This is a genomic window from Paenibacillus sp. CCS19, from assembly GCF_033239625.1.
Lineage (GTDB): Bacteria > Bacillota > Bacilli > Paenibacillales > Paenibacillaceae > Paenibacillus_T.
The window spans coordinates 25806-52238 of record NZ_BTCK01000044.1 but is presented as its reverse complement, the minus strand read 5'-3'; the positions used below and the strand labels follow the sequence as shown (position 1 = coordinate 52238).

General features: G+C 53.0%; 22 protein-coding genes. 21 read left to right on the top strand and 1 reads right to left on the bottom strand.

The window, feature by feature from the left end; all coding sequences use genetic code 11:
• The 8 genes from rsmB to spoVM all read left to right on the top strand — a co-directional run.
• Positions 1–814 (top strand): 16S rRNA (cytosine(967)-C(5))-methyltransferase RsmB (gene rsmB / locus SBI19_RS23760; protein WP_317972005.1); only part of this gene is annotated, 814 nt, incomplete at its 5' end.
• A 104-nt stretch (positions 815–918) separates the two neighbouring features.
• Positions 919–1989, top strand: coding sequence for a dual-specificity RNA methyltransferase RlmN (gene rlmN, locus SBI19_RS23755; RefSeq protein WP_317972004.1), 1071 nt, complete (start codon positions 919–921; stop codon positions 1987–1989).
• A 6-nt stretch (positions 1990–1995) separates the two neighbouring features.
• Complete coding sequence (locus tag SBI19_RS23750) at positions 1996–2760, top strand: Stp1/IreP family PP2C-type Ser/Thr phosphatase (RefSeq protein WP_317972003.1); 765 nt, start codon at positions 1996–1998, stop codon at positions 2758–2760.
• On the top strand, positions 2757–4928 hold the full coding sequence (gene pknB, locus SBI19_RS23745; RefSeq protein WP_317972002.1) for a Stk1 family PASTA domain-containing Ser/Thr kinase: 2172 nt from the start codon (positions 2757–2759) through the stop codon (positions 4926–4928). The genes SBI19_RS23750 and pknB overlap by 4 nt, the downstream gene beginning before the upstream one ends.
• Positions 4918–5844 carry a ribosome small subunit-dependent GTPase A gene (rsgA, locus tag SBI19_RS23740; RefSeq protein ID WP_317972001.1) on the top strand — a complete coding sequence of 309 codons (927 nt, stop codon included), beginning with the start codon at positions 4918–4920 and terminating at the stop codon, positions 5842–5844. The genes pknB and rsgA overlap by 11 nt, the downstream gene beginning before the upstream one ends.
• Positions 5845–5847: 3 nt before the next feature.
• Positions 5848–6492 (top strand): ribulose-phosphate 3-epimerase, encoded by a 645-nt coding sequence (gene rpe / locus SBI19_RS23735; RefSeq protein ID WP_317972000.1) that lies wholly within the window; start codon positions 5848–5850, stop codon positions 6490–6492.
• Positions 6493–6498: 6 nt separating this feature from the next.
• Positions 6499–6813, top strand: coding sequence for a hypothetical protein (locus SBI19_RS23730; protein WP_317971999.1), 315 nt, complete (start codon positions 6499–6501; stop codon positions 6811–6813).
• A 158-nt stretch (positions 6814–6971) separates the two neighbouring features.
• A complete protein-coding gene (gene spoVM / locus SBI19_RS23725) occupies positions 6972–7052 on the top strand; it encodes a stage V sporulation protein SpoVM (protein ID WP_010345573.1) in 81 nt (26 codons plus the stop codon).
• Positions 7053–7481: 429 nt separating this feature from the next.
• Here spoVM and rpmB read toward each other — a convergent pair whose 3' ends face one another.
• Positions 7482–7670, bottom strand: coding sequence for a 50S ribosomal protein L28 (gene rpmB, locus SBI19_RS23720; protein WP_110042919.1), 189 nt, complete (start codon positions 7668–7670; stop codon positions 7482–7484).
• A 543-nt stretch (positions 7671–8213) separates the two neighbouring features.
• On the opposite strand from rpmB, the gene SBI19_RS23715 reads away from it, so the two are divergent.
• From SBI19_RS23715 to SBI19_RS23655, 13 genes are all read left to right on the top strand, one after another.
• Positions 8214–8573 carry an Asp23/Gls24 family envelope stress response protein gene (locus tag SBI19_RS23715; RefSeq protein ID WP_191202380.1) on the top strand — a complete coding sequence of 120 codons (360 nt, stop codon included), beginning with the start codon at positions 8214–8216 and terminating at the stop codon, positions 8571–8573.
• Positions 8574–8631: 58 nt separating this feature from the next.
• Positions 8632–10395, top strand: coding sequence for a DAK2 domain-containing protein (locus tag SBI19_RS23710; RefSeq protein WP_317972009.1), 1764 nt, complete (start codon positions 8632–8634; stop codon positions 10393–10395).
• 57 nt (positions 10396–10452) lie between these two features.
• A complete protein-coding gene (locus SBI19_RS23705) occupies positions 10453–11319 on the top strand; it encodes a DegV family protein (protein WP_317971998.1) in 867 nt (288 codons plus the stop codon).
• Positions 11320–11324: 5 nt separating this feature from the next.
• Positions 11325–13373, top strand: a complete 2049-nt coding sequence (gene recG / locus SBI19_RS23700) for an ATP-dependent DNA helicase RecG (RefSeq protein WP_317971997.1) — start codon at positions 11325–11327, stop codon at positions 13371–13373.
• Positions 13374–13516: 143 nt separating this feature from the next.
• Entirely contained in the window at positions 13517–13804 is a 288-nt protein-coding gene (locus SBI19_RS23695; protein WP_317971996.1) for a stage VI sporulation protein F, read from the top strand.
• A 388-nt stretch (positions 13805–14192) separates the two neighbouring features.
• Complete coding sequence (locus SBI19_RS23690; RefSeq protein ID WP_317971995.1) at positions 14193–15161, top strand: aldo/keto reductase; 969 nt, start codon at positions 14193–14195, stop codon at positions 15159–15161.
• Between the two features lie 105 nt (positions 15162–15266).
• Positions 15267–16376, top strand: coding sequence for an ABC transporter ATP-binding protein (locus tag SBI19_RS23685; RefSeq protein WP_317971994.1), 1110 nt, complete (start codon positions 15267–15269; stop codon positions 16374–16376).
• Positions 16377–16414: 38 nt separating this feature from the next.
• Positions 16415–19375, top strand: a complete 2961-nt coding sequence (locus SBI19_RS23680; RefSeq protein ID WP_317971993.1) for an extracellular solute-binding protein — start codon at positions 16415–16417, stop codon at positions 19373–19375.
• On the top strand, positions 19362–20261 hold the full coding sequence (locus tag SBI19_RS23675; RefSeq protein ID WP_317971992.1) for a carbohydrate ABC transporter permease: 900 nt from the start codon (positions 19362–19364) through the stop codon (positions 20259–20261). The genes SBI19_RS23680 and SBI19_RS23675 overlap by 14 nt, the downstream gene beginning before the upstream one ends.
• Before the next feature lie 48 nt (positions 20262–20309).
• Positions 20310–21113, top strand: coding sequence for a carbohydrate ABC transporter permease (locus SBI19_RS23670; protein WP_317972008.1), 804 nt, complete (start codon positions 20310–20312; stop codon positions 21111–21113).
• 14 nt (positions 21114–21127) lie between these two features.
• Positions 21128–23284, top strand: coding sequence for a YIP1 family protein (locus SBI19_RS23665; RefSeq protein WP_317971991.1), 2157 nt, complete (start codon positions 21128–21130; stop codon positions 23282–23284).
• Positions 23281–25554, top strand: coding sequence for a DUF5696 domain-containing protein (locus SBI19_RS23660; RefSeq protein ID WP_317971990.1), 2274 nt, complete (start codon positions 23281–23283; stop codon positions 25552–25554). The genes SBI19_RS23665 and SBI19_RS23660 overlap by 4 nt, the downstream gene beginning before the upstream one ends.
• Positions 25551–26420 (top strand): carbohydrate ABC transporter permease, encoded by an 870-nt coding sequence (locus SBI19_RS23655; RefSeq protein WP_317971989.1) that lies wholly within the window; start codon positions 25551–25553, stop codon positions 26418–26420. Before SBI19_RS23660 ends, SBI19_RS23655 begins: the two co-directional genes overlap by 4 nt.
• Positions 26421–26433 lie beyond the last annotated feature (13 nt).

The following is a 26433-nucleotide window of genomic DNA, read 5'->3' as shown; positions in this document are numbered from 1 at the left end:
CGTCAATCCGCTTCGCGGGACGCGCGAGAATGCGATCGCGATGCTCGCTGACGCTGGCATCGAGGCGGAAGCTTCGACGCTGTCGCCTTACGGCGTCGTCGCCCGCAGAGGCGGAAGCCTCGCCGATACGATCGGCTTCCGCGATGGCCGCTGGTCGGTGCAGGATGAGAGCTCGATGCTCGTCGCTCAAGCGGCACAACCTGCGGCTGGCATGACGGTGCTCGACTGCTGTGCGGCACCGGGCGGCAAATCCACGCATCTGGCTGAACTGATGCGTAACGTTGGCAAGGTCATTGCCAATGACCTGCACCCGCACAAGCGGGCGCTTATTGAACAACAAGCGCAGCGGCTTGGACTCAGCTGCATCGAAGCCGTAACAGGCGATGCGGCCGAGCTAGGCAGCCGATTCGCGCCAGCGAGCTTCGATCTCGTACTGCTGGATGCGCCATGCTCGGGTCTGGGTGTCGTTGCACGCAAGCCGGAGATCAAATGGACGAAGTCAGAGGATGATATTGCGGCGATTGCTTCGATACAGCATCAGTTGATCGATTCGGTTGCAAGTCTTGTGAAGCCTGGCGGACGTCTCGTTTACAGTACGTGTACGATCGAACGCGATGAGAACGAGAGGCAGATCGATCGTTTCCTGCAGCAGCATCCGGACTATGAGCTTGATGCGAATTGGCCGGACGAGCTGCTTGCATCACTGCGAGAAGCAGGCGCTGTTGCGGCGGACTTCCGCGGCGATGTTCAGCTGCTGCCAAGCCATGTTGGAAGCGACGGTTTCTATATAGCAACGCTTCGCAGACGGGCCTGATTCGGCCTTTGTGGTCTGCGATGGTCGTTTGTGGTAGAATAAATCATCAGCGGATGCGTAGTTAACGCGTCCGCCTTATTTTAGACGTAGGTGTGATAACGATAATGGCAAAGAATATTATTCCGCCGGAAAAGCCTGCCATATATGACTATACGCTCGAAGAGCTGCAGCAATGGATGAAGGACAACGGCGAACCAGCCTTTCGTGCTGGACAATTGTTTGACTGGTTGTATGTCAAACGCGTACGGAGCTTCGAGGAGATGTCGAACCTGCCGAAGTCGCTGCGCGACAAGCTCGAATCGCATTTTGGTTTCGTTACGCTTACCGAAATTACGAAGTTCGAGTCGAAGGATGGAACAGTCAAATTTCTGTTCAATCTCCATGACAATCACGCTATCGAGACCGTTGTTATGCGGCATAACTACGGCAACAGCATTTGCGTTACGACGCAGGTCGGCTGCCGAGTCGGCTGTACGTTCTGTGCCTCGACGCTTGGCGGCCTGAAGCGGGACCTGACAGCGGGTGAGATTGTCGCACAGGTTGTTTGGGCGCAGCAGCTGCTTGATGCAACTAATGAACGTATATCGAGTATTGTTATTATGGGAATAGGCGAGCCATTCGAGAATTATGACGCAACGATGAATTTCCTGCGTATTATGATTCATGAGAAGGGGCTCAACATTGGTCAACGCCACATCACCGTCTCGACGAGTGGCATTGTGCCGAATATTTATCGCTTCGCGGATGAGAACACGCAAATTAACCTGGCGATTTCGATTCATGCGCCGAATGACGCGCTTCGTTCGAAGCTGATGCCGGTTAACCGCCGATTCCCGTTCAACGATGTGATGGAGTCGCTTCGCTACTATATTGCGAAGACTGGACGCCGCATTACGTTTGAATATGCATTGATCGGCGGCGTCAACGATCGTCCCGAGCATGCTGAAGAGCTTGCACAAGTGCTGCAGGGCATGTTGTGCCACGTCAACTTGATTCCGGTTAACCACGTGCCTGAACGCAATTACGTGCGCACGCCGCGAGACGATATTTTTGAATTCCAGCGCATTCTCGAAAGGAACAAAATTAATGCGACGATCCGCAGGGAGCAGGGCCACGATATCGCGGCTGCATGCGGCCAGCTGCGGGCGAAGCATATGGAATCCACTGCGAGGTGATCCGGATTGATTATTGCTAACCGGACGGATATCGGACGCGTCCGACAAGTGAACGAGGACAGTCTTTGGGCCCAACATCTGAGTTCCGGCATTGTAGCCGCTGTTGTAGCAGACGGAATGGGCGGCCATCTTGCGGGGGAAGTAGCCAGTCGGATGACCGTCGATTCCCTTCAAGCATCGATCAGCAGCGTTGCTGCCGGTCTGACGAACGAGGAAATCGAGGCGCTGCTGCAATCGGCTGTGAAGCAGGCGAATGATGTTGTGTATACAACGGCTTCCAGCAACGAGCAGTACAGCAATATGGGAACGACCGTTATTATTGCTCTAATTGAAGGCGAGAGAGCGGTTATCGCCCATGTTGGCGACAGCCGTGTCTACAAGGCTAACAGTGATGGACTCGTACAGCTTACAGACGATCATACACTCGTGAATGAACTCGTTAAGTCCGGGCAGATTACCGTCGAGGAGGCGGCTGTGCATCCTCGGCGCAACGTTATCATGCGTGCCGTCGGCACAGACCCTGAGGTAAGTGCTGATGTGTCGTTCCATACTTGGTCGCCATCAGACATTCTCTTGCTGTGCAGCGATGGGTTAACCGATATGGTCAGACCTGAACAAATGTTGGAGACGCTGTTAACAGAAAACTTGGATCTTGACGGAAAGGCGGAACGTCTCGTTTCGCTGGCGCTGCATGCAGGCGGCGATGACAATATTACCGTCGTACTCTTGCAAGGTGACGCCAACAGAATCGAGGGAGGTGGCGGACAATGATCGGACATGAGCTTGGAGGACGTTACGAAATTATTTCGCGGATCGGCGGCGGCGGCATGGCGCTTGTGTATAAAGCCCATGACGTGCTGCTCAACCGGAAAGTTGCAGTGAAAGTGCTTCGTCAACAATTCGTGCATGACGAGGAATTTATTCGTCGTTTCCGCCGAGAAGCACAATCTGCAGCATCGCTCTCCCATCCGAATGTTGTCAGCATCTATGACGTCGGACAGGAAGACGATGTTCACTTCATCGTTATGGAATATGTAGAAGGCAGCAACTTGAATGAAATCATACATGAACGCGCTCCCTTGCAGCCCGAGGAAGCGGTACATATTGCTGCACAAATCTGCGATGCGCTTGTCAGCGCGCATCAGAACCAAATCATTCATCGCGATATTAAACCTCATAATATACTAATCGGCAAAAACGGCAGAGTGAAGGTGACCGACTTCGGCATCGCACGCGCCGTCACTGCATCGACCATCACGCAGACAGGTTCGGTTGTCGGCTCCGTGCATTATTTCTCGCCGGAGCATGCGAAAGGGACAAGCACGGGGGAGAAATCCGATCTGTATTCACTCGGTATCGTGCTGTACCAAATGTTGACCGGCAAGCTGCCATTCCATGGCGAAAGCCCGATCAGCGTTGCGCTGAAGCATCTGCAAGAGACGTTCGTGGAGCCGCGTGTAATCAATTCACTCATTCCACAAAGCGTTGAGAACGTTATTCTGCGAGCGATGCGTAAAAATCCGGCCGAGCGGTATGCATCGGCCAGCGATATGCTGCGCGACTTGGAAACAAGCTTGCTCCCAGAACGTCTGCATGAGCCGAAGGCGGTATTCACGGCTATTGCGGACGATCTTGACGAGACGCGCGTCATGCCGGCTATCCGGCCAACCTCTGCGGCGGGCCGCCAAGCGGATATTCGTCCTGCAGCTTCACAAGATCGGACGGCTGCGGCAGCTTCGATCAACGGCACCGGACCGGTGGAGTGGGAAGACGATAAGAAGCGCAAGGCATGGTGGAAGCGTCCGGTGACGGTGGTCATTGCAACGCTGGTCATTATTGCGGGGCTGTATTTTGCGGTCCGAGCAGTTACGAACAGCTTGGATGTGCCTGAGGTCACTGTCCCGTATGTTATTAATGAGACCGAAGCAGATGCGATTAAGATGCTTGAAGAGGCAGGACTCGTAGTTGAGGATCCGATCGAGCGCGAATATTCGGACGAAGTCGCCGAAGGTTATGTGTATAATCAATCCAAAGCGAAGCTGAAGGTCAAGAAGGGCGCGTCCATCAAGCTGTACGTCAGCTTGGGCAGCGAGCTCTCGACGATGACTAGTTACGTTGGCCAGCCGATCGCGAATGCGAAGGAAGACTTGGCCGCGTTAGGCGTCGACGATATTCGAATCACGACCACACAGGAATTTAGCGATCAAGAACCTGGCACGATTCTGTCGCAGACGCCTGAAGCGAACGCGCAGTTCGATCCGAAGACGGAAACGGTGCATTTTACAGTAAGTAAGGGTCAGGAAACGGTTGTCATGCCGAAGCTCGTAACGAAGAAAGAAGCGGAAGCGAAAGTATTGCTCAGCCAGCTCGGACTTGTTCTGAAGGAAGCGAACATCGTACGGGAAGCCAGTTATGAGCCCGAAGGCACCGTTATCGCTCAATTCCCTTATCAGGAAGGCGAAGAAGTCGGCAAGGGAGCCGAGGTATCGATTACGGTAAGCTCCGGATTGCCGAAGGACGCGATCGAGAAGAAGCTCAATCTGCAGATCTCGCCGGCGCAGGCAGGCACTACGAGTGAAATCAAGATTACGTACTCTGATGCTTCCGGTGAGAATAAAGAATGGGGAACTCGCAAAATTAAAGATACGCAGCGCTTCACAGTCAAAGTAATCGTAGCTCCGAACAAGGATGCAACGGTGACCGTTATTCGCGACAATCAGTTCGTCAATACGTTCACTGTCACTTACGAGGACGAACAAGCGCCTGCCGATCAGACGATACCAGGTCAAGGGCAGCAGCCGACGGATCAACAGCCTTCGGAGCCTGCGACAGGTACGGCTGGTTCAGATGACGCGACCGCTTCGACCAATGATCCGCAAACAACAGACAACGGACCGTCTAATGACGGCAACGAGGAAACCCAACCAAATGACCATTAATAAAGAGCTGCAAGGCACGATTGTCAAAGCGCTTGCCGGCTACTACTACGTTCAGCCTGCCGATGTGCAGGCTGAACCTGTACAATGCCGTGCGCGAGGTGTATTCAAGAAACGCGGCGTGTCGCCGCTCGTCGGAGACCGCGTTCACTATTCACTGACGGATAACGGCGAAGGCACCGTCGAGGAAATATTGCCGCGCGACACGGAACTCATTCGTCCGCCGGTTGCGAATATCGAGCTTGCGGTACTCGTTTTTTCGGTTACAGAGCCAGAGCTAAGCTTCCAGCTGTTGGACAAGTTCCTTGTCCATATTGAACATGCGGGTCTTGATACCGTCATTTGCTTAAGCAAGAGTGATCTAACCGCTGCAGAAGGCAAAGATGGCGATTCGGCACGCGAAGCGCTCCAACGTGTTAAGAAGGTTTATGGACCTCTCGGCTATGAGATATTCGAGACGAGCGCAAGCCGTTCGCAAGGCTTTGACCATCTGCGGGAGAGGCTGAACGGACGCTTATCGGTTTTCGCCGGGCAATCAGGGGTCGGCAAGTCCTCCATGCTGAACGCGCTCGTGCCTGGTTTAACGCTTGAGACGAATGCGATCAGCGATCGGCTTGGACGAGGCAAGCATACGACGAGACATGTGGAGCTCATTGACATTGGGAACAACGGTTACGTGGCCGATACGCCAGGTTTCAGCCAGCTTGACTTCCAAGAGCTTGGAGTCGAGGACTTAGGCTATTGTTTCCGCGAGATGCGAGAGCTGTCGCCATCTTGCAAGTTCAGAGGCTGCACGCATGTGCATGAACCGGGCTGCGCCGTTCTTGAAGGGCTGGCAGCAGGTACGATTGATGCAGGGCGGCACGCTCACTATATAACGTTCATGGATGAGATGAAAGAGAAAAAGCGGAGGTACTAACGTATGACGATTATTGCACCGTCGATTTTATCGGCTGATTTTGCTAAGCTGGGGGAGGACGTTCGGTCAGCCGAGCAAGCTGGCGGGGATTGGATTCACATTGATATTATGGATGGACATTTCGTTCCGAATATTACGTTCGGTCCGATCGTGGTCGAGTCGATTCGTTCCTATACGAAGCTGCCATTCGACGTCCATCTTATGATCGAGAAGCCGGAGCTGTACATTCCTGCTTTCGTGAAGGCTGGCGCAGACCGGATTACGGTACATGCCGAGGCATGCGTTCACCTGCATCGTGTGATTCACTTGATCAAGGAGCTTGGCGTGCCTGCAGGCGTAGCGATCAATCCAGGGACGCCGGTATCGGCCGTTGAGCCGGTGCTGGAGGATGTGGATCTTGTTCTGCTGATGACCGTTAATCCGGGCTTCGGCGGACAATCGTTCATTCCGCAATCGGCAGCGCGGCTTCGTCAGCTGCGCGGCATGCTGCAGGAACGAGGACTGCACAATATGCATGTACAGGTGGACGGCGGCATTAATGCGGAGACGGCTTCTATCGTACGTGAGGCAGGCGCGAACGTGTTAGTCGCAGGCAACTATGTATACGGCTCGCCAGATCGTGCGGCGGCTGTCGCATCGCTGAGGTAATCGCAGATGAGCAAACGCGTGAAACCTGTCATCGATGTCGATCTTGATGAAGAACGCAAACCGCGGACTGTCCTTATCGTTATTGTGTTTAGTTTTGTATGCGGCCTATGTCTGAGCATGTTCGCTACGATTCCAGGTCCGATCAAATATTTATTTTCGCTTCTGGCGCTTCTTGTCGGGATCAAAATGTTCGGTAAGCTGGATCGAGTAGGACCGCGGATCTGGTTTGTCAGCTTGTCGATCGTATGGTATTTGCTGCTCACGATTATTATTGCTTTTGTTCAGTTCGCTCGGGATAACCCGCTGCCGGCGAATACCTAGCCTCATGTCCGCTCTGGAATAGGACGACTAGATCATGCATAGGATGGTTACATGAACGTAGACTCTTGAGGTGAACTGGAGTTTGCAAGCTTCGTGCAGCATTCATGTAGGCAGTCAGTACCACATTTCGATGAGCGCGTTTTGAGGAGGGATGGAGCATGAAATTTTACACGATCAAGCTGCCGAAATTTCTTGGCGGATTCGTCAAGGCCATCTTGAATACGTTCCAAAAAAACTAATGCGGCCGACTCGGCGATAGTACGATCGTGGAACGGTACACGAGGGGTGTTCCAATGCAATGCGCACGCCAGGAACATGCCCTCTAACGCCGCATGCTGCATCTAAGATTTCTACCCACCTGAATCCTCCTGCAAGGGAGGAACCCATGGGTTTCCAACCCCTGGACCCCGGAGGGGAAACGTGGGAGAGGCAGGGACGCGCTCGCGTACTTATATGCTGGGAAACGCCTGCCCGATGGGCAGAGCTTACTTATGTGCGTGATAGTATGTCGTAGACATGGGTATATATGGGCTCTTGAAAAAAGTGATTTGAAATTCGCTGCATTCGAGTGAGCATAACAACTTACTAGCGTAAAAAATTAAATATACAATACAAAAAGACCGCATCCGTAGGACGCGGTCTTTCGTTGCTGCGAGTGTCGCAGGCTATTATACGCGAGTTACTTTGCCGGATTTCAGCGCGCGAGCGCTTACCCATACGCGTTTCGGTTTACCGTCGACCAGGATGCGCACTTTTTGTACGTTTACGCCCCAAGAGCGGCGGTTTTTGTTGTTAGCATGGGATACGTGGTTGCCCGTGCTTGGCGATTTGCCAGTGATTGCACATTTGCGAGACATGGATACACCTCCTTAATTGAAGCGGAGCATACAGATTCGCAAGCATCCGCCTACATGAGGCAGAGCAGAATAGCATGAAAAGCGTCCGCTGAATGTCGCTTGTTATACGTCATCGAATACTGCGGCTTCCCATAAGAAGCGGCATATAAACATACCCAAGTATCGTATCACAATTTCCTTTTCCTTGTCTAGTCCTGAGGGGGCGATGGTATCGGATTACAAGCCGAATAAACCATCATTCTTAAGAAAACGAGCGAAATAAAGCGATTCTAACGCATTTGAACTAGCCGAATGTCGAAAAACATTGTAGAATGTCGTTAACACTGTATCGTATAGTTGTTCATTTCGTTATTTACGGTCAATGAAGCTATGTTTGCACACAGTTGCAGTACGGATCGAACCAGGGCAGAAGTCTGTCTAGGTTTGGATGCGTTTACATCTTCTTGAAAGTCGAAGTGGCATACGCTTCTATATCTGTATTCTTTATAGTACAATGTTGAAAAGTCCACAATAGAGATACATGAGGAAAAGGAGCGAGTTTCCATGCCACTGCAGCTGAGCACTGAACTTGGAAAAGTGTTGATTACTGATGAATGCGTTGCCGTTATTGCAGGGTCTGCGGCATTGGAATGCTACGGTCTTGTCGGCATGGCGTCCCGCAAACAATTGAAGGATGGAATATCCGAATTGCTGGGCAGGGACAATTTGTCCCGCGGCGTCGAAGTGCGGCACGAGCAGGATCGACTGCACATCGACTTGCATATAATCGTGAGCTATGGAACCAAAATATCCGAGGTTGCGCATAATATTCAAACGAAGGTCAAATATGTGCTCAATGATGTGATCGGACTTGAGGTTGATCAAGTACAAATATTTGTGCAAGGCGTGCGGGTACTTAAGTAGTTAGGAAGGGGAATAGTCGTTGAGCAAGCGCACGATTAATGGTAACGATTTTGCCCGAATGGCAGCAGCCGGGGCGGATCTATTGAATCGCAACGCAGAGCGCGTGAACGCGTTGAATGTGTTTCCTGTACCGGATGGCGATACAGGAACGAATATGAATTTGACGATGACATCGGGGATGAAGGAGCTGCAGGGTAAAACCTCGCCGCATCTCGGGAAGGTTGTCGAAGCATTATCCAAAGGCTTGCTGATGGGCGCACGGGGGAACTCCGGCGTAATCCTGTCACAGCTGTTCCGAGGGTTCGCCAAATCGCTCGCTGCGCTGGAGGAAGCCGGCCCGGTACAATTGGCTGCTGCGCTTCAATATGGCGTTGATATGGCCTACAAAGCGGTCGTGAAACCGGTAGAGGGTACCATTCTGACGGTTGCTCGCGAAGCAGCGAAGCATGCCGTTACGATTTCTCGTCGAACCGGTGCTGCGGACGAGCTTATGCGTGAGGTTTATGAGAAAGCAAACGAGGCGCTGCAGCGTACGCCGGAACAACTGCCAGTACTGAAGCAGGTCGGCGTTGTCGATTCCGGCGGTCAAGGACTTGTTTATATATACGAAGGCTTCGCGCGCGTATTGTCCACATTGGATGCGCCGCAGCATGAAGCATCTGAGACAACTTTCGTGACGGAAGCAGCATTGCCGGAGGATGTCGGGATGGCCGATCGTCTTCGTCATGCAGCAGCTAACCGTCCAGCTGTGGGTCATTCCGCTCAATCGCGTCTGTCGACGGAAGACATTGAGTTCTTGTATGACATGGAATTTTTTATCGATCGTAATAAGGCAGCGAAATCTGCACCGGTGTTCAACGAGCAGCGTTTCAAGGACGCGCTTGCGAAGGATGGCGATTCGATTCTCGTTATCGAGAGCGACGACATCATTAAGGTTCATGTCCACTCGCGCAAGCCTGGCGATGTGCTGAATCTGGCACTGCCTTATGGCGAGCTAATCGATATTCACATATTGAATATGCGGGAACAGCATCGCGACTTGCTGGTAGAAGAAGGCCATGCGGAATCAGACATCCTGCCTGATCGGGAAGCGCTCGCCGCTGCGGAAGTTTTGACTGGCGGAGCGGCTCCGCAGACGACTTCGCCCGAGCAGGTGCATGAGTTTGCGCCATTCGGTATTATTGCAGTCGCAATGGGCGAAGGCATCGCCGAAATTCTGCTCGATAACAATGTCGACATCGTGCTGTCGGGCGGGCAGACGATGAATCCGAGCACGGAAGATTTCGTTAAGGCAATCGAGGCGCTTCCGGCAGAGCATATCTTCCTGCTGCCTAACAACGGCAACATTATTCTCGCAGCTGAGCAGGCTGCGGAGTTGGCAGGACGCAGCGTGTCTGTCATTACGACGCGTACCGTACCGCAAGGTCTCGCTGCAGCGCTCGCGTTCCGAGACGATGAATCGATCGAACGGAACAGCGAGCTCATGAAACGCGCGTCGGAATCGGTTCGTTCGGGTCAAGTTACGCAAGCGGTCCGCGATACGTCGATCGATGGCATCGCGATCCGTGAAGGAGATTTTATCGGCATTCAAGAGAAAGCAATCGTTGTATCGACGTCAGACCTTAGCGATGCTTGCCGCACGCTCCTTAGCGGAATGCTCGAGGATGGCGGCGATCTGATTACAGTGCTGACTGGCGAGGATGCAGACGAAGGTGTTACGAGTCAACTGAAGCAGTGGCTGAATGCGGAACATCCAGATGTTGAGGTTGAAGTGCTCGAGGGCGGTCAGCCGCTGTATCCTTACGTGTTCGCGGTTGAATAACTGCGAATCTAATGGTTAAAGAACACTACTAATCAGAGGAAGAAGGAGGAGGCGCATATGACAACGATTCGAATCGTGACGGACAGTACGGCGGACTTGCCAGCTGATATACGTAAACAATTTGGGATCGAGATGGTGCCGCTTCAGCTTTCATTTGGCGATGAGTCCTATCTGGATGCCGTAACGATTGAGACCGACCAATTCTATAAGAAGCTGGCGGCTTCCGATCAACTCCCGAAGTCGTCCCAGCCGTCGACAATTGCTTTCAAGGAATTATACGAGCGTATTCTGACGGAAACGCCGGATGCCCATATTATATCGATTCATCTAGCCGCTGCGCTAAGCGGAACCTACCAATCGGCTGTTATCGGCAGCACAATGGTGGAGATAGAGAACGGCGAATCGCACATTACGGTGTTTGATTCCAAGTCCGCTTCGATCGGCATCGGCGTGCTCGTTCTCAAAGCAGCAGAGATGGCTGCAGCAGGAAGCTCCAAGGAACAGATTATCACAGTGCTTGAGCAGCTTCGCAGCGATACGACGATTTATTTCCTAGTGGATACGCTTGAATATTTGCAGAAGGGCGGCCGAATCGGCAAAGCTTCGGCGGTCATCGGCTCCCTGCTTAATATCAAGCCGATCTTGACGCTCGATGAGGATGGCGTCGTATCCTCCATCGATAAAGTACGCGGGCAGAAGAAAGCGATGCTTCGCATCGTGGATCTGCTTGGGCAGAAATTCAACAGCCAAGAGCCGGTTACCGTTACGTTCGCATATGCGCAGCGTATCGAAGGCGCACATGAGATGAATGAGCTGCTGAAGTCGCATTTTAACGTACAAGGCACGACGTATTACGAGCTTGGCCCTGTTATCGGCACGCATGCCGGTCCAGGTACAGTAGGTCTTTTTATGCATAGGGTGTGAGAGGAATGAAGCTGGATCAAATTCCGGTCCGGCAAGTTAAGGGCGTGAGCGCGCAGAAGGAAGGCGAGCTTCACGCCTTTGGCGTCCGTACGGTTGCCGATTTGCTGGACTACTATCCGTTCCGGTACGAGGATTACCGGCTGCGAGATTTGGCGGAAGCGAAAGATGGGGAAAAAGTTACGGTCCAAGGCGTTATTCGAAGTGTGCCGCTGTTGGCGCGATTCGGCCGAGGCAAGGCTAGGCTGACGTGTCTGGTTGAGGTTGAACATTTTCTCGTAAAGGCCGTTTGGTTCAATCGTGCGTTTCTGCAAGATCAGTTGACGCTTGGCCGCGAAATTACGATTACAGGCAAGTGGGAGGCACATCGTCATCAGATGACCGTGTCGGACTCTGAATTTCCGGATCGCGGCAAAGCTCGTACAGGAACGCTGCAGCCGGTTTATTCGGTCGGCGGCGGTTTGACGAACGCATGGATGCGCAAGACGATCGGACAAGCGCTTGTGCAGTTCGGCGATCTGATCGAGGAGAGCTTGCCTGCGGATATTGTGGCGAAGCATAGGCTTATGCCGCTTCGTGAAGCTATTATGCTCATTCATCATCCCGACGGTACAGCAGAAGGGCAGGCAGCAAGGAAGCGGCTCGTGTATGAGGAGCTGTTCTGGTTCCAGCTTAAGCTGCAGGCTTATCGTTCCTTACAGCGGTCGCGCTCTGAAGGAATGGCGTTTCCGATTGAAAGCGAGACGATCCGAGAATTCGCAGCAAGACTGCCATTCGAGTTGACTGCCGCTCAGAAGAAAGTAATCAATGAGATTACACATGATTTGCGGCAGAAGCACAGCATGAACCGGCTCTTGCAGGGCGATGTCGGATCCGGCAAGACAGTTGTCGCGGCTACAGCGTTATACGCGATCGCTAAGCTCGGACATCAGGGAGCGCTCATGGTGCCGACCGAGATTTTGGCAGAACAGCATCTACGATCGCTGCAGCGGCTTTATGAGGGGACTGGCATTGAGGTCGCGCTGCTTACGGGCAGTCTGACTGCCCGCCGCCGGCGTGATGTAATCGCAGGTTTGCAAATGGGACTTATTCATATTGCGGTCGGTACGCATGCGCTCATTCAGGACGACGTCATGTTCCGTTCGCTTGGTCTTGTTGTGACCGATGAGCAGCACCGATTCGGTGTGAACCAGCGCAGTATTCTTCGTCGGAAGGGCTGGAGTCCGGACGTATTGACGATGACGGCGACGCCGATTCCGCGCACGCTCGCGATTACGGCGTTCGGCGATATGGACGTATCGACGATCAAGGAACGGCCGAAGGGACGCAAGCCGATTAAGACGCATTGGACGAAGCCAAATGCAATGGAGCGTGTGTTTGAGTTTATCGAGCGGGAAGTAGCGCTTGGCCGTCAGGCTTATGTAATCTGCCCGCTGATTGAAGAATCAGAGAAACTTGATGTGCAGAATGCAATCGAGATGCATGCGACCATCTCGATGTCGCTGCCGAAGCTGAAGGTCGGGCTGCTGCATGGACGGATGACGTCAGGCGAGAAGGATGAAGCGATGCGGGCGTTCGGCGCGAACGAGACGCAGGTGCTTGTTGCGACGACGGTCGTCGAGGTCGGCGTCGATGTACCCAATGCTACGGTGATGGTTATTATTGACGCAGAACGGTTCGGGCTGTCACAGCTGCACCAGCTGCGCGGCCGTGTTGGCCGCGGCGAACACCAGTCGCATTGTATTCTTGTAGCGGATCCGAAGTCGGAGAACGGCCGCGAGCGGATGAAGGTCATGACGGAGACCGACGATGGCTTCGAGGTTGCCCGTCGTGATTTGGAGCTGCGAGGACCTGGTGATTTCTTCGGGACGAAGCAAAGCGGTGTGCCTGACTTTAAGCTGGCCGATATGGTAGCCGATTATGAGGTGCTCGAGGAAGCAAGGGAAGATGCGGCAGCGCTGGCCGGGGAAGCCGATTTCTGGACGAAGCCAGAGCTGGGCACGATGCGCAGCAGATTGCTGCAGGATACGTTGTTCCAAGGTGAGCAGCTGGATTAACCGCTAACCTAGCTCTGAACGCGTTATCGGAATCGATAGAGGATTTCTTATGGGTGGCAACTTCTGGGGACGAACGGCATATGTATAAGCGATTGCCACATGCGGCGGTCGCATTGCCGTTCCGCCGGCTGGAGGTGTTTCCCATGAGCTATCAGAAATTCGGTATTCGGCCCGATCTGGTCGAGCGGGTTAAATTCAAGATGAAAAACCCGGTCGTCAAGGACCGAATGAAGACAATGCTTGCGAACGTCAATAAGTACGATCTGCAGGACCGCGCGAAAGTCCGTAAGCTGGTGAAGTCGGCTGCTGCAGCGTTGTCGGAAAATTTGACGGAGACTCAGGAGGATCAAATTATTACGTTCATCCTGAGCCAAAAAATTGACCCGAACAATACGTTTCACTTGCTGAAGCTGTGGGCTACTTTTCGTTAAGGTTACGAGGCCTCAGTACCACGCGTGCCTAACAATTAGTGGCTGACTGCCTGAGAGGGCGGTCGCGCCTAAGCACTAAGCAGCCCGCTGCCGACTAGCAGCGGGCTGCTTTTTTCATTAGCCTATGTCATTGTGAAATTGTAAATAGAAATCGATTGCAGGTTGACGAGCATTTCGGAGTGTGATAAATTTAACACACCGCATAGGAATACTTGGAATTAAAGTTACAATATCCATAATCGCTCGCTAGTAAACTGGAGGCGTATGGCATGGTTAGCGATAACCATAGCTGTGCGCCTCTTTATTTTGGCTTGCGCAAATAATGAGGCTTGCGAAGCTAGTTATTGTTTCAAGTCGTATCACCATAAACTTTTAGGAGGATTACACAATGGAATATCGCAAATTTGGCAGAACAGGGTTAAAGGTATCGTCTGTAAGCTTGGGAACGATGGCGTTTGGCCGTTGGATCGATGAAGAGGCGTCCGCGACGATTCTGGATTTGGCGCTGGATAACGGCATTAACCTTGTTGATACGGCGAATGTGTACGGAGAAGGCGAGTCGGAGCGCATCCTCGGCCGGCTGCTCAAGGAAAGACGTCAAGATATCGTATTGGCAACGAAAGTACACGGCCGCGTAGGCCAAGGCGTGAATGACGGCGGCCAGAGCCGCTATCATATTTTCAAAGCGGTAGAGGACAGTCTGCGCAGACTTCAAACGGATTATCTTGATTTGTATCAGGTACACCGCTTCGATCCGCACACGCCGCTGGAAGAGACGCTCCGCGCACTGGACGATCTGGTCCGTCAAGGCAAAGTCCGTTATATCGGCGCCTCGAACTTCGCAGCTTGGCAGCTCGCTAAGGCGCACGGCATTAGCGCACTGCATGGTCTGAATCGATTCGAGAGCCTTCAGCCCGAATACAGCTTGATCTCGCGCGAGATTGAACAGGAGATCGTTCCGTTCGTGCAATCGGAGCAGGTTGCGGTTATCGTCTACAGTCCGCTTGGCCGTGGCATTCTGTCAGGCAAATATCGTGCGGGCGAGGCGCCGCCGGAAGGCTCGCGACTAGCTGCCGGCGAACAGCGGCTTGAGCAGCTTCTGAAGAAGAATGCACTTACAATCGCTGATGCGATCAAGCCGCTTGCAGAAGAGCAAGGTCTTACAACAGCACAGTACGCATTGTCATGGGTGCTCAGCCGTCCGGGCATTACGTCCGCTATTCTTGGCGCATCTAAGCCGGAACATATTACAGAAGCGGCGAAGAGCTGGCACGTAAGAATCAGCGAAGCCGATCTGAAGAAAGCAGACGAAGCACTTGCACATATAACGCAAGCTCGCGAGAGCGTGTTGAACTAATCCTATTGCATTACGAATTGCATACATTCTACCGTTCCAACGGGGGATATCTGGTGTAAGCGCGGATATCCCCTTTTGTCATGGACGAACAACGGAGGGAGCATTATGGCGGGCGTTCGCATACAGCATCTATACAAACGATACGGCAAGGAGAAGCAGGCGGTCGTATCCGATTTTCAATTAGAGATTAAGGATAAAGAGTTTATCGTGTTCGTCGGACCGTCGGGATGCGGGAAATCAACAACGTTGCGAATGATTGCGGGCCTTGAGGATGTGACGGAAGGCGAAATATTCATCGACGATCAGCTCGTGAACAAGCTGGCGCCGAAGGAACGAGACATCTCCATGGTATTCCAAAACTACGCGTTGTACCCGAACCTAAGCGTCTATGAGAATATCGCATTCGGACTGCGCATGCGCAAGCTGCCGAAGCATGAGATCGATCTGGCAGTCAATCAGGCGAGCCGCATACTGGAGATCGAGCCGTATCTTCATCGCAAACCGAAGGATCTGTCCGGCGGGCAGCGGCAGCGCGTTGCATTGGGGAGAGCGATCGTTCGCAACCCGAAGCTGTTCTTGATGGACGAACCGCTCTCCAATCTCGATGCGAAGCTGCGGGTTACGATGCGTATGGAGATAACGAAGCTTCACAAAAAACTCGGCACGACTTTCATCTATGTCACGCATGATCAGATTGAAGCGATGACGATGGCTGACCGCATTGTCGTCATGAAAGGCGGCATCATCCAACAGTGCGATACGCCAGAACGGATCTATTCCAAACCGGCGAATACATTCGTAGCCGGCTTTATCGGTTCGCCGCCGATCAATTTCATCGATGGACGTATCCATGAAACACCGGATGGACGGCTTGAATTTCAGACGAACCGATTCCAGCTGAAGGTGAATGAAACGGATGAGTATATTTTGCGGTCTAATAACCAAGTAAATAAGTCTATAATACTTGGAATTAGACCGGAGAATGTGAAATTGGAAGGGTTATTCTCAGAGACGATCATTACAGGCATCTATCGGGACAATGAGCTGATGGGGGCTGACCGGTTCTTATATTTGGATATCGGACAGGAGAAGCCGCTTATCGCCCGGGTCGATCCGGACAATTGGTTCAATGAGAATGAGAAAGTGAAAGTCGAGCTTGATCTGTCGAAGGCGCACTTCTTCCATCATGAGACGGGCGTACGATTGACGGAGTAATCGCCGCTTGAATTGGAGGAGGGGGTTGGCAAGTCGTCATGAAGAAGAAACAATATTGGTTTCTCGGGTTAGGCGTTGCGCTCGTCGCTGCGGTATTGTACTTATCGCTTGGATCCAGCGGATCGGACAATGCAACCGTCGCGAGCACAACGGACGTTCGGTTCGAAGATTTGGTCGCCAATTATGAATATGAGCAGGAGCCCTATTACAGCGATGCTCTTGCGAAGTGGCAGGAGCAAGGCTATAAGGATGCTTCTTCTTCGGTTCAGATCGAAGCTGCATCCCCTTTGAACGAATCGGATGAACAGTTGATTCATGCAGGAAGCTACGGCGGCAAATCAAACGTGCTTGTGTGGAATACGGCTAAAGCCGGTTGGGTGGAATATTCGTTCGAGACGACCGAAAGCGCGTTGTATGAAATACATGCTTCCTATTTGCCGCTCAAGGAGGAAGGGCGCAAGGCTGCCATCCAATGGGATGTGACGATTGATGGCAAGCGGCCCTTCCGAGAAGCATCGGCGATCGCGCTGTATCGGACATGGGAAGATGCAAGGCCCATTCTGACGAACAGCGACGGCGATCAGATCCGTCCGCGTTCGACGGACGTATCGGAATGGAGCGACAAGCCATTCGTCGATGCTGGCGGCGCTTATGCCGAACCGTTGAAATGGTACATACCTTCAGGCAAGCATACGATTCGATTGCAGGGCCACGAGCCGGTTGCCATCGAGCGCCTGTCACTGGCTCCTGCCACGGCGATTCCGACCTATAAGGAGGTTGCCGACCAGCAGAGCAGCGTACCGGCTGCCGATGGCGCGGTCATTACGCTGCAGGCGGAGGATTTTGACTATAAGAACGATCCTGCAATAAAGCTGTTCTCGGATAAGAACGATCGGTCGGTGCCGCGTTATGCAGGCCGTATTTTGTACAACACGGTTGGCGGTTTGAGGTGGCTGGAACAAAATCAGGAAATTACATGGTCTTTCGAAGTGCCTAAGACAGGCTTGTACAAGATCGGGTTCCGTGCGCTGCAGAATACGATCGCGCAGAAGACATCGTTCCGAACGGTTCGAATTGACGGCCAGGTGCCGTTCAAGGAGTTCGAGGCTTATGGCTTCCGTTACGGGGCAAGTTGGGAAGGCACCGTGCTTCAGGATGCGAATGAGCAGCCGTATCTCGTGAAGCTTGAACAGGGCAAACATACGCTGTCACTTGCGGTTACGCTTGCTCCGGTCAAATCGACCTTAATCGATCTTGAGCGGCTGAATGCGCATCTCGATGCGATTGACTGGGATTTGCGGACGGTGACAGGTTCCAATAGCAAGAAGACGCTTGACCGCAACCGTTCATGGGATATGGCGCAAGACTTCCCGGGCCTTACGGACAAAATGAAGCTGGCTGCCGACGCCATGACCGTGTTATCCAAACGTCTGGTTGCAGCCAACGGCAGCAAGGATTCCATCAGCCAAGGGTTGGATACATCGGCGAAGGATCTCCGTTCTCTCCTGAGCAAGCCGGAGGAAATTCCGTACAACGTGGATGAGATCTCGTCGATGCGGGAGAAGTTCGGTACTTTCATCGAGACGCTGATGAAGCAGTCGCTGCAGCTGGATGAAGTATACATCATTCCGGGAGCGACCCAGCCGCCCAAGATGACGGCAGGCCTCTTCTCTACCGTATGGGGAAGCATACAAAACTTCGGCTATTCCTTCGATACGCGGGACAGTCTGCGCGATATGGATCAGAACAAGCTGAATGTCTGGGTGCAGCGAGGCCGTGACTATGTCGACCAGCTGCAGCAGCTGGCAGATGAGACGTTCACGCCGGAGACGGGCATCGAGGTGAAGGTCAATCTGCTGCCGAATCCAGCGCTGCGGCCGATGTCCAACGCGGCTGGCGTCCAGCCGGATGTGGCGCTGGGTCTGATGCAGGATTTGCCAGTCAATTACGCGATCCGAGGGTCGCTGGTCGATCTGTCGAAGCTCGAAGGCTTCGATAAGCTGTATCCTCAGTTCAGTCCGGGCTCCTGGCTGCCGCTCTATTATAACGGCGGGTATTACGGAGTGCCGGAGACGCAGTCGTTCCAAGTGCTCTATTATCGCAAGGACATCTTCAAGCGACTCGGGTTGGAAGTGCCTCAGACGTGGGATGAGGTGTACGATCTGCTGCCGACGCTGCAGCAGAACTTCATGAACTTCTATATTAATCCGAAGGAGTTCGCGACGTACTTCTATCAGAACGGCGTCGATTTCTACGAGCCGGGCGGTCTGAAGTCTGCACTGGATACGCCGGCAGCCTACAAAGCGTTCAAGCAATGGACGGATCTGTTCAATACGTATGCCATCGACCGCGAAGTGTCGAGCTTCTATCAGCACTTCCGCAACGGTACGATGCCGGTCGGCATCTCGGACTACAACATGTACGTCCAGCTCGCAGCGGCTGCGCCGGAGCTGAACGGACGTTGGGGCATCGCGCTGCTGCCAGGCGTGAAGCAGACGGACGGTACGATTGCACGCTGGGCAGGCGGCGGTCAGCGTACGGGCGTTATTTTCGAACGATCGGATAAGCAAGAGGAAGCATGGAAGTTTCTGCAATGGTGGCTGTCTACGGATACGCAGGAGCAGTACGGTTCCGATCTGGAGGCGATGAACGGCGTTGCCTTCCGCTGGAATACTTCGAACGTTGAAGCATTCCGCAGCCTGCCATGGAAGCAGGAGGATGCGGAAGTGATCCTAGGCCAGTGGAAATGGTATAAGGATATACCGAACGTTCCGGGCGGCTACTTCTTGGATCGTGAGCTTGGCAACGCTTGGACGCGTTCCGTCGTTGGCACGACCAACTATATGTCCTCTCTCGAACAGGCGGCGCGGGACATCAATCGCGAGCTTCTGCGCAAACAGCAGGAATTCGGCTTCGCAGACAATCTCGGCAAACCGCTGAAGAAGCTGGATATACCTGTCGTAGATCGGCCTTGGGAAGGGGTGGATGGAAGTGAGTAGAATCTGGTCGTTTCGAACTTCGTATCTGTTTATTGCACCGTTCTTGATTTGCTTCACGCTGTTCATCGTCATTCCGATCATATCGGCGGTAGGGTTAAGCTTCACCTATTACAACGGCATAGAACGGCCCCGGTTGATCGGTTGGAGCAATTTTCAATATTTGATCTCGCAAGATTTGCTGTTTCTGAAATACGCGATTCCGAACACGTTCAAGTTCGCGATTATCGTCGGACCCGGCGGCTATATCGCTGCATTCCTGCTCGCGTGGCTGATCTCGAAGCTGCGCGGCGGGCTGCGCAAGTGGGTAGCGCTTGCGATGTATACGCCATCGCTTACGATCGGCATTGCGATGACGATCATCTGGCTGCCGCTGCTGTCCGGCGATCGGATCGGCTATCTGAACAGCATCCTGTTAAAGCTTGGCTTTATCGATGTTCCGAAGTTGTGGGTGACGAGCCCCGATCTGCTCATGAACTCGATGATCGCCGTTACATTATGGTCCAGCATGGGGGTTGGTTTCCTCGCCATGCTGGCCGGCATTCTGAACATTGATACGACGCTGTACGAAGCAGGCCGAATTGACGGTATCCGCAACAGTCTGCAGGAGCTGTGGTTTCTGACCATTCCTTCGATGAAGCCGCAGATGTTGTTCGGCGCCGTCATGGCGATCGTCACGACGTTCAAGACCGGAGCCATCGGCGTGCAGCTGTCGGGACAAAATCCGACGCCGTCGTATGCGGGCCATCTGATCGTCAATCACATTGACGACTACGGCTTCATCCGGTTCGAAATGGGTTACGCGGCAGCCATCTCCGTCTTTCTGCTCATCGTCATGTACGGGGCCAACAAGCTAAGCTGGGGTTTGTTCGGCTCGAAGGAGGAATGACCCTTGAAACAGTCCGGTCTTGTCGCAAGAATCAGCTTCAACACGTTCATGCTTGCCTTGTCCGTGTTTATGATTCTTCCGATCATTTATATTTTCAACCATGCGTTCAAGCCATACCATGAGCTGTTCGTGTATCCGCCAACGTTCTTCGTGAAGGAGCCGAATGTACAGAACTTCGTTGAGTTGTTCTGGGTCACGGCGAATTCGATCGTGCCGGTCACGCGCTATTTGTTCAACAGCGTCGTTATTTCCGGGCTGAGCGTGGTCGGCGTTACGATCATGAGCGCCCTGTGTGCGTATCCGCTGTCGAAGCATCCTTTTCCAGGGAAAAAGTTTATTTTCTCCGCCATCATTCTCATGCTCATGTTCACGCCGGAAATCGTGCAAATTCCGCGATATCTGGTCGTCAGCGAGCTTGGCATTATGAATACCTATTGGGGCCATCTGCTGCCGATTCTCGCTTCGCCGGTCGCAGTTTTCCTGCTTAAGCAGTTCATCGACCAGATACCTGATTCGCTTATTGAAGCTTCGAAGATCGATGGCGCGAATGAGGTTGTGACGTTCATTCGGATCGTCATTCCGATGTGCATGCCTGCGATTGCGACGGTAGCGATACTGGCGTTCCAGAACTCATGGGGCAATATCGAGACTTCGACGCTGTTCATGCAGGACGACGAGATGAAGAACTTCCCGTTCTTTCTCTCGACGCTGACGAACAACTTGGCGAACAATGTGGCGCGTCAAGGGGCGGCGGCGGTCGCTGCGCTTATCATGCTCATTCCTAACTTGATCTTCTTCATCATTCTACAAAGCAAAGTGATTTCAACGATGGCGCATTCCGGCATCAAATAATGGGGGGAGTCCGTTTGAATACCAAATGGCTGCGGATTGTGTCCGCCCTGGCTCTCCTGCTCACTGCGGCAGCTGTCGCTCTTCCTGGGTCTGGCACTCGCGCGTACGCTTCTTCGCTTCCTTATGATACGTACTATAAGGACGGATTCGGCCAGCTGGTGAAGACGCAGGCGGCGTATCTGCCGGCAGGCGTTCTTGGCTATAATCTGGCGGTTACCGCTGCTGATGCAGGAAGCGGGACTGCCGAGACGTCGAAGCTGTCGCTCAATCAGCCCAAGGATCTGTTCGTCGATGAGCAGGATAACATCTATATTGCCGATACGGGCAACAATCGCATCGTTCAGTTAGACCCATCCGGGCAGTTCGTTCGTGAACTGACCGTTCCGGACAGTCCGCTTAAGAAACCTAGCGGCGTGTTCGTCAATAAGGAGGGAAATATCTACATCGCGGATACGGGCAATAACCGTGTCGTTACGCTCGATTCGGAAGGCAGACTGCTGAAGGCGCTCGAGCGTCCGAAGTCGACGTATCTGCCTGCGTCCTTCAAATACGATCCGATTAATCTGATCGTGGATAAAAGGGGCTTCATCTACGTAACGACGCTCGGCGCCTATCAAGGACTTGTCGAGCTCGATCCAGATGGCAACTTCATCGGCTTCTTCGGACCGAACCGCGTTAGCTTCTCGGTATTCGATGCCTTCAAGCGATTCATCTATACGCGAGAAATGTATCAGCGCGAGCTGAAGAAGCTGCCTGGCGCAATCGCCAACTCGACGATCGACAAGGATGGCTTCATCTACACCGTTACGAAAGAAATACAGACGAATCAGATCAAGAAGCTGAACATCGCAGGTCTCGATCAACTGCCGGGCAAGAGCGACTTCGCGTCGCTTGCGAGCGGGCGTTCGTTCGGAGAGGTGCTGCATTGGCAGCGTGATCTCAGCCCGCAGCTAGGTGATATTACCGTCGATGGAGATGGCAATATCTCGGTCGTCGATTCGATCTGGAATACGATCAGCCAATATGACCGCAGCGGCAATCTGCTGTTCTTCTGGAGCAGCGATACGATTAACGCGACTTCGAAGTCCGGTGTCGTGAAGACGCCGGCGGCAATTGCGAACAACTCGAAGGGCGAGCTGCTCATTCTAGACAGCACGAACAATCTGATTCAAGTGCTGCGGCCTTCCGCATTCGGCAATCTTGTGCATGAAGCGAATGCGCTGACGCAAGAGGGCAAGTATGTGGAGAGCGAGCCGCTCTGGAACGAAGTTCGAAGATTGAATGCGCAATATTCGCCTGCACTGATCGGCTTGGCCAAGGCGGCATATAAGCAGGAGGATTACCCGCGTGCGCAGCAGCTGTTCTATGAAGCGGGCGTCATCGGCGGTTACTCCGAATCGTTCTGGCAGAACCGCCTCACGTGGTTCCAACAGCACTTCGGTTTATTGATGAACATCGTCATTGCGCTTGGCGTTGTGCTGCTGCTGTGGGGTAAGCTGAAGCACCGGCTTCGATTCGCTTCCGGCTGGTCGCTGCCTGAGCCGTCCGCTCACTCGCTGGCAGGCAGACTCCGCCATTTGTTCGTCTTGATCAAGCATCCGGTCGATGGCTTCTATTCGATTCGTTATGAAGGGAAAGCGAGTCTGGCGAGCAGTCTTATCATTCTTGCAGCAGCGATTGCGGCATTCAGCTATATGGAAGCGGGCACCAGCTTTGTTTTCAACCCGAAGGTGCAGATCGGCATCGACCTGGTTCCACTGACGGTCCAATTCATCGGCATATGGCTCGGATGGGTCATCTCGAACTATCTCATCAGCTCGCTCCTTCGTGGCGAGGGGCGGTTCCGAGACGTCCTGTACGGCAGTTCTTACGCCCTATTTCCTATTATCCTCATAGGAATACCCGTTACACTGCTGTCCCGAGCAATGACGTTGGATGAGGTATCGATCTTTCATTTCTTGAAGCTGGCGATCGTGCTGTGGACCGCGCTGCTGTTCATCTGGATGGTGCAGGGCATACACAACTACACCTTCATTGAGTCGATCTTCGTCATTCTGCTGTCCTTGCTGGCATTGACGATTATCGTCATTCTGATCTTCATTCTGATTAGCCTGAGCAATGAGCTGATCAACTTCATCAATTCCTTGTATCAGGAGGTGATTATCCGATGAGCAAGCGCAAGTGGAATGGATGGCTCATCATCCGACTGACGTTCTCCGCAGCCGTGCTGCTGGTCATGGGATGGATTACGCTGCTGATCTGGGATCCTTGGGGAGACAAGGAAGACGTTAAGGCGGACGCCGCGGCGCTGTTCAACACAGCGGAGCATGTCCCTTATAAGGCAGGTTTACCGAATGAGCAGGGCTTTGAGCTCGCTGCCGAGAACGACAATCTGAAGCTTCTTGTTGACCCGGCTACGGCGCATTTCCAAGTTGTGATGAAAGATACAGGCAAGGTGTGGCGTTCCTATCCGGATCCGGCTTATTGGAAGGATGAGAAAGCGACCGGCACTTGGAAAAATCAACTGACCTCGCCCATCATCGTAGAGTACGTCAACGCAAGCAACTATAAGGCTTCATCCGTCTCGAACGGGCTCATCGAGAACCAAGGGTATCTCGAAGATTTCAAGCGGACCGAGAACGGTTTTACGGTCACGTTTGCTTTCCCGAAGATTCAATTCAAGATTCCGATTGAAGTGGAGCTTCATCAAGACTATGTGGAGACGCGCCTGAAGGATGCCGGCCTCGTCGAAGGCAGCTTGAGCCTGCTCAACGTCAAGCTATATCCGCTGTTCGGCGCAGAGCCTTCGGTGGGTCAAGACGGCTACATCGTACTGCCGGATGGATCGGGATCGCTGATCCAATTCCAGCAAGACCGCACGATGCAGCAGTTGACGTACAACGAGAGCGTCTACGGTCCGGATTCATCCTATTATTATGAATTCACGGATCGGCAGCGAATCGCGATGCCGATCTATGGGCTCAAATCCGGTGATCAAGCCTTCGTCGCCATAATGACCGAGGGCGAATCGTTCGCGAACGTATTCGCGGCGCCATCCGGCGCCATCGGCAGCTCCAACTGGGTTACGACGGAATGGCAGTATCGGAAGCGGTTCTATCAGAGCGTCAGCAAAAGCACCGGCGAAGGCTTCTACACGTACAGCGGCGATCGATTCAGTACGGATACGCGGGCGACTCGGTACTACCTGCTAAAGCCGGAGCAAAGCGATTATACGGGCATGGCGGCTGTATATCGCCAATACTTGATCGATGAGCGCGGCGTGAAGACGGTCGAATCGCCAAGGAAGGATATCCCATTCTTCCTCGATCTGGTCGGAGCGGATATCGAGAAAGGCCTATTTTTCGATTCCTATCTGAAAGCAACGTCAACCGATGATGCCAAGTCGATTGTCAGCAAGCTGTACGATCGCGGCGTTCAGAACCAGCAGGTGTCGTTCGCTGGCTGGCAGCAGGATGGATACAGTACGCATGGCGGTTATTTCCCAGTGGATAAACGGATTGGCGGCAACCAAGGGATGAAAGATTTCATATCGTTCGCCCATTCGCTCAGCATCCCGGTCTATCTGACGGCCAATTATACGCTCAATACGAACGGTGACGACGGTTTCTGGTGGCGGAGGGACGGTCTGCGCAATATGGCCGGGACGGTATTGGAATATAAGTTGCCTAATCATGATCAGGACGCAAGCGATTATGTGAGCCCCGGATTCTATAAAAAGATCGTCGAATCCGATCTAAAGCAGTTCAAGGCATTGGGCGCGGATGGGATCGATTTCGAGGATGGCATTACCCAACAGGTCAATACCGACTACAATTCCCGTTATAAGGCAGGCCGAGGCGATGTAGTCGACATTCAGCAGCAGATCGTGAAGGAGACGAAGGAGCAGCTTGGTTCCGTCATTGCAGGCAATGCGAATTTCTATGCGCTGGATCAACTGGATCACGTTCACCGCATTGCGAGCGATTACTCGTATGATGTGTTCGTGACGGAGTCCATTCCTTGGGCTCAGATCGTCCTGCATGGCCTGAAGACTTATACGCTCGAATGGTCGAACCTGCGTGATGAGTGGGACGACGAGTTTCTGCGCAGCATTGAATTCGGCGCTTATCCAACCTACGTGCTGAGCGGTGACAATGCGGACGATTTGAAACGATCCTATTCGCTCTGGTATTACAGTCTGAATGTGAACGATTGGATCGATCGGATTCAAGAGGAATATACGAAGGCGAATGCGGCGCTTGCTCCGGTGCAAGACCGGTTCATTACGGCGCACCGCACGCTCGCACCTGGCGTTAAAGAGACGGTATACGAAGGCGATTACCGCATTATCGTCAATTACAACGAAACGGACTACGTGAAGGATGGACTGGTCGTGCCAGCCAACAACTTCATCGTCAAGGAAGGAGGCGCGACGCGATGAAACTAAGCCGCAGATTGGAGGCTCAAACGCTGCGCAAGCTGGAGGGCTCCTTGTTCATTGCGCCATGGGTGTTCGGCTTCCTGACGTTCGTTGCGTTCCCGCTGGGCTTCTCCCTCTATATGAGCTTTCATCAGGTCAAAATCACAGTGAACAGCGTGCAGTATACGTTCATTGGATTGAAGCATTACCGTGAAATTCTCATAGCGAACGGCAGCCTTCTCTATGAGGAGCTGTTCCCGTTCCTGCGCGAATCGGCCATGATGATTCCGATCATCCTTGTATTCTCGCTGCTGATCGCGATCTTGCTGAATTTGAAGTTTCCGGGCCGGACGTTGTTTCGGGTCATTTTCTTCCTGCCGGTCATCTTCTCCTCGGGTCAGATCGTACAGGAGTTTATCGCGCAGGGTGAGGGCTCGCTGAGCATCATGGAGACGCTGCGGATCGATTATTATCTGCAGGAGTATGTGCCAGGTGCCTGGGCTGCGCCTATACAGAAGGTTATGGGCTCATTCGTGCTCGTCCTCTGGTATTCAGGCGTTCAGATTCTAATCTTCCTGGCGGGGCGTCAGACGCTTCCTGCCGCAGTCTATGAAGCATCGCGGATTGACGGGTCCAGCCCGTGGAGCACTTTCTGGAAAATTACGCTGCCAGGACTTGTGCCCTATATTTTCTTGAACTTAATGTATACGGTCGTCGATTTGTTCACATTCCCGTCCAATCCGATCGTCAGTCGGGTTAATACGACGAACTATGGCAGCTCGAGCGCGCTCGCATGGATTTATTTCACGATCATTCTGGCATTCGTGCTGCTCACGCTGCTGCTGTACAGCCGCGTAGATAAGTCGTTGTCAGGAAGCAAACGGTAAGGAAAGAGGTGAG

Excerpts from the sequence above, each read along its gene's own strand:
- recG (WP_317971997.1), top strand. The coding sequence starts at position 11,325 with ATGAAGCTGGATCAAATTCCGGTCCGGCAAGTTAAGGGCGTGAGCGCG.
- SBI19_RS23710 (WP_317972009.1), top strand. The coding sequence starts at position 8,632 with ATGGCAGCAGCCGGGGCGGATCTATTGAATCGCAACGCAGAGCGCGTG.
- rsgA (WP_317972001.1), top strand. The coding sequence starts at position 4,918 with ATGACCATTAATAAAGAGCTGCAAGGCACGATTGTCAAAGCGCTTGCC.
- SBI19_RS23695 (WP_317971996.1), top strand. The coding sequence starts at position 13,517 with ATGAGCTATCAGAAATTCGGTATTCGGCCCGATCTGGTCGAGCGGGTT.
- rlmN (WP_317972004.1), top strand. The coding sequence starts at position 919 with ATGGCAAAGAATATTATTCCGCCGGAAAAGCCTGCCATATATGACTAT.
- rpe (WP_317972000.1), top strand. The coding sequence starts at position 5,848 with ATGACGATTATTGCACCGTCGATTTTATCGGCTGATTTTGCTAAGCTG.
- SBI19_RS23660 (WP_317971990.1), top strand. The coding sequence starts at position 23,281 with ATGAGCAAGCGCAAGTGGAATGGATGGCTCATCATCCGACTGACGTTC.
- SBI19_RS23670 (WP_317972008.1), top strand. The coding sequence starts at position 20,310 with ATGCTTGCCTTGTCCGTGTTTATGATTCTTCCGATCATTTATATTTTC.
- spoVM (WP_010345573.1), top strand. The coding sequence starts at position 6,972 with ATGAAATTTTACACGATCAAGCTGCCGAAATTTCTTGGCGGATTCGTC.
- SBI19_RS23715 (WP_191202380.1), top strand. The coding sequence starts at position 8,214 with ATGCCACTGCAGCTGAGCACTGAACTTGGAAAAGTGTTGATTACTGAT.
- pknB (WP_317972002.1), top strand. The coding sequence starts at position 2,757 with ATGATCGGACATGAGCTTGGAGGACGTTACGAAATTATTTCGCGGATC.
- SBI19_RS23705 (WP_317971998.1), top strand. The coding sequence starts at position 10,453 with ATGACAACGATTCGAATCGTGACGGACAGTACGGCGGACTTGCCAGCT.
- SBI19_RS23655 (WP_317971989.1), top strand. The coding sequence starts at position 25,551 with ATGAAACTAAGCCGCAGATTGGAGGCTCAAACGCTGCGCAAGCTGGAG.
- SBI19_RS23730 (WP_317971999.1), top strand. The coding sequence starts at position 6,499 with ATGAGCAAACGCGTGAAACCTGTCATCGATGTCGATCTTGATGAAGAA.
- rpmB (WP_110042919.1), bottom strand. The coding sequence starts at position 7,670 with ATGTCTCGCAAATGTGCAATCACTGGCAAATCGCCAAGCACGGGCAAC.
- SBI19_RS23690 (WP_317971995.1), top strand. The coding sequence starts at position 14,193 with ATGGAATATCGCAAATTTGGCAGAACAGGGTTAAAGGTATCGTCTGTA.
- SBI19_RS23680 (WP_317971993.1), top strand. The coding sequence starts at position 16,415 with ATGAAGAAGAAACAATATTGGTTTCTCGGGTTAGGCGTTGCGCTCGTC.
- SBI19_RS23685 (WP_317971994.1), top strand. The coding sequence starts at position 15,267 with ATGGCGGGCGTTCGCATACAGCATCTATACAAACGATACGGCAAGGAG.
- SBI19_RS23675 (WP_317971992.1), top strand. The coding sequence starts at position 19,362 with ATGGAAGTGAGTAGAATCTGGTCGTTTCGAACTTCGTATCTGTTTATT.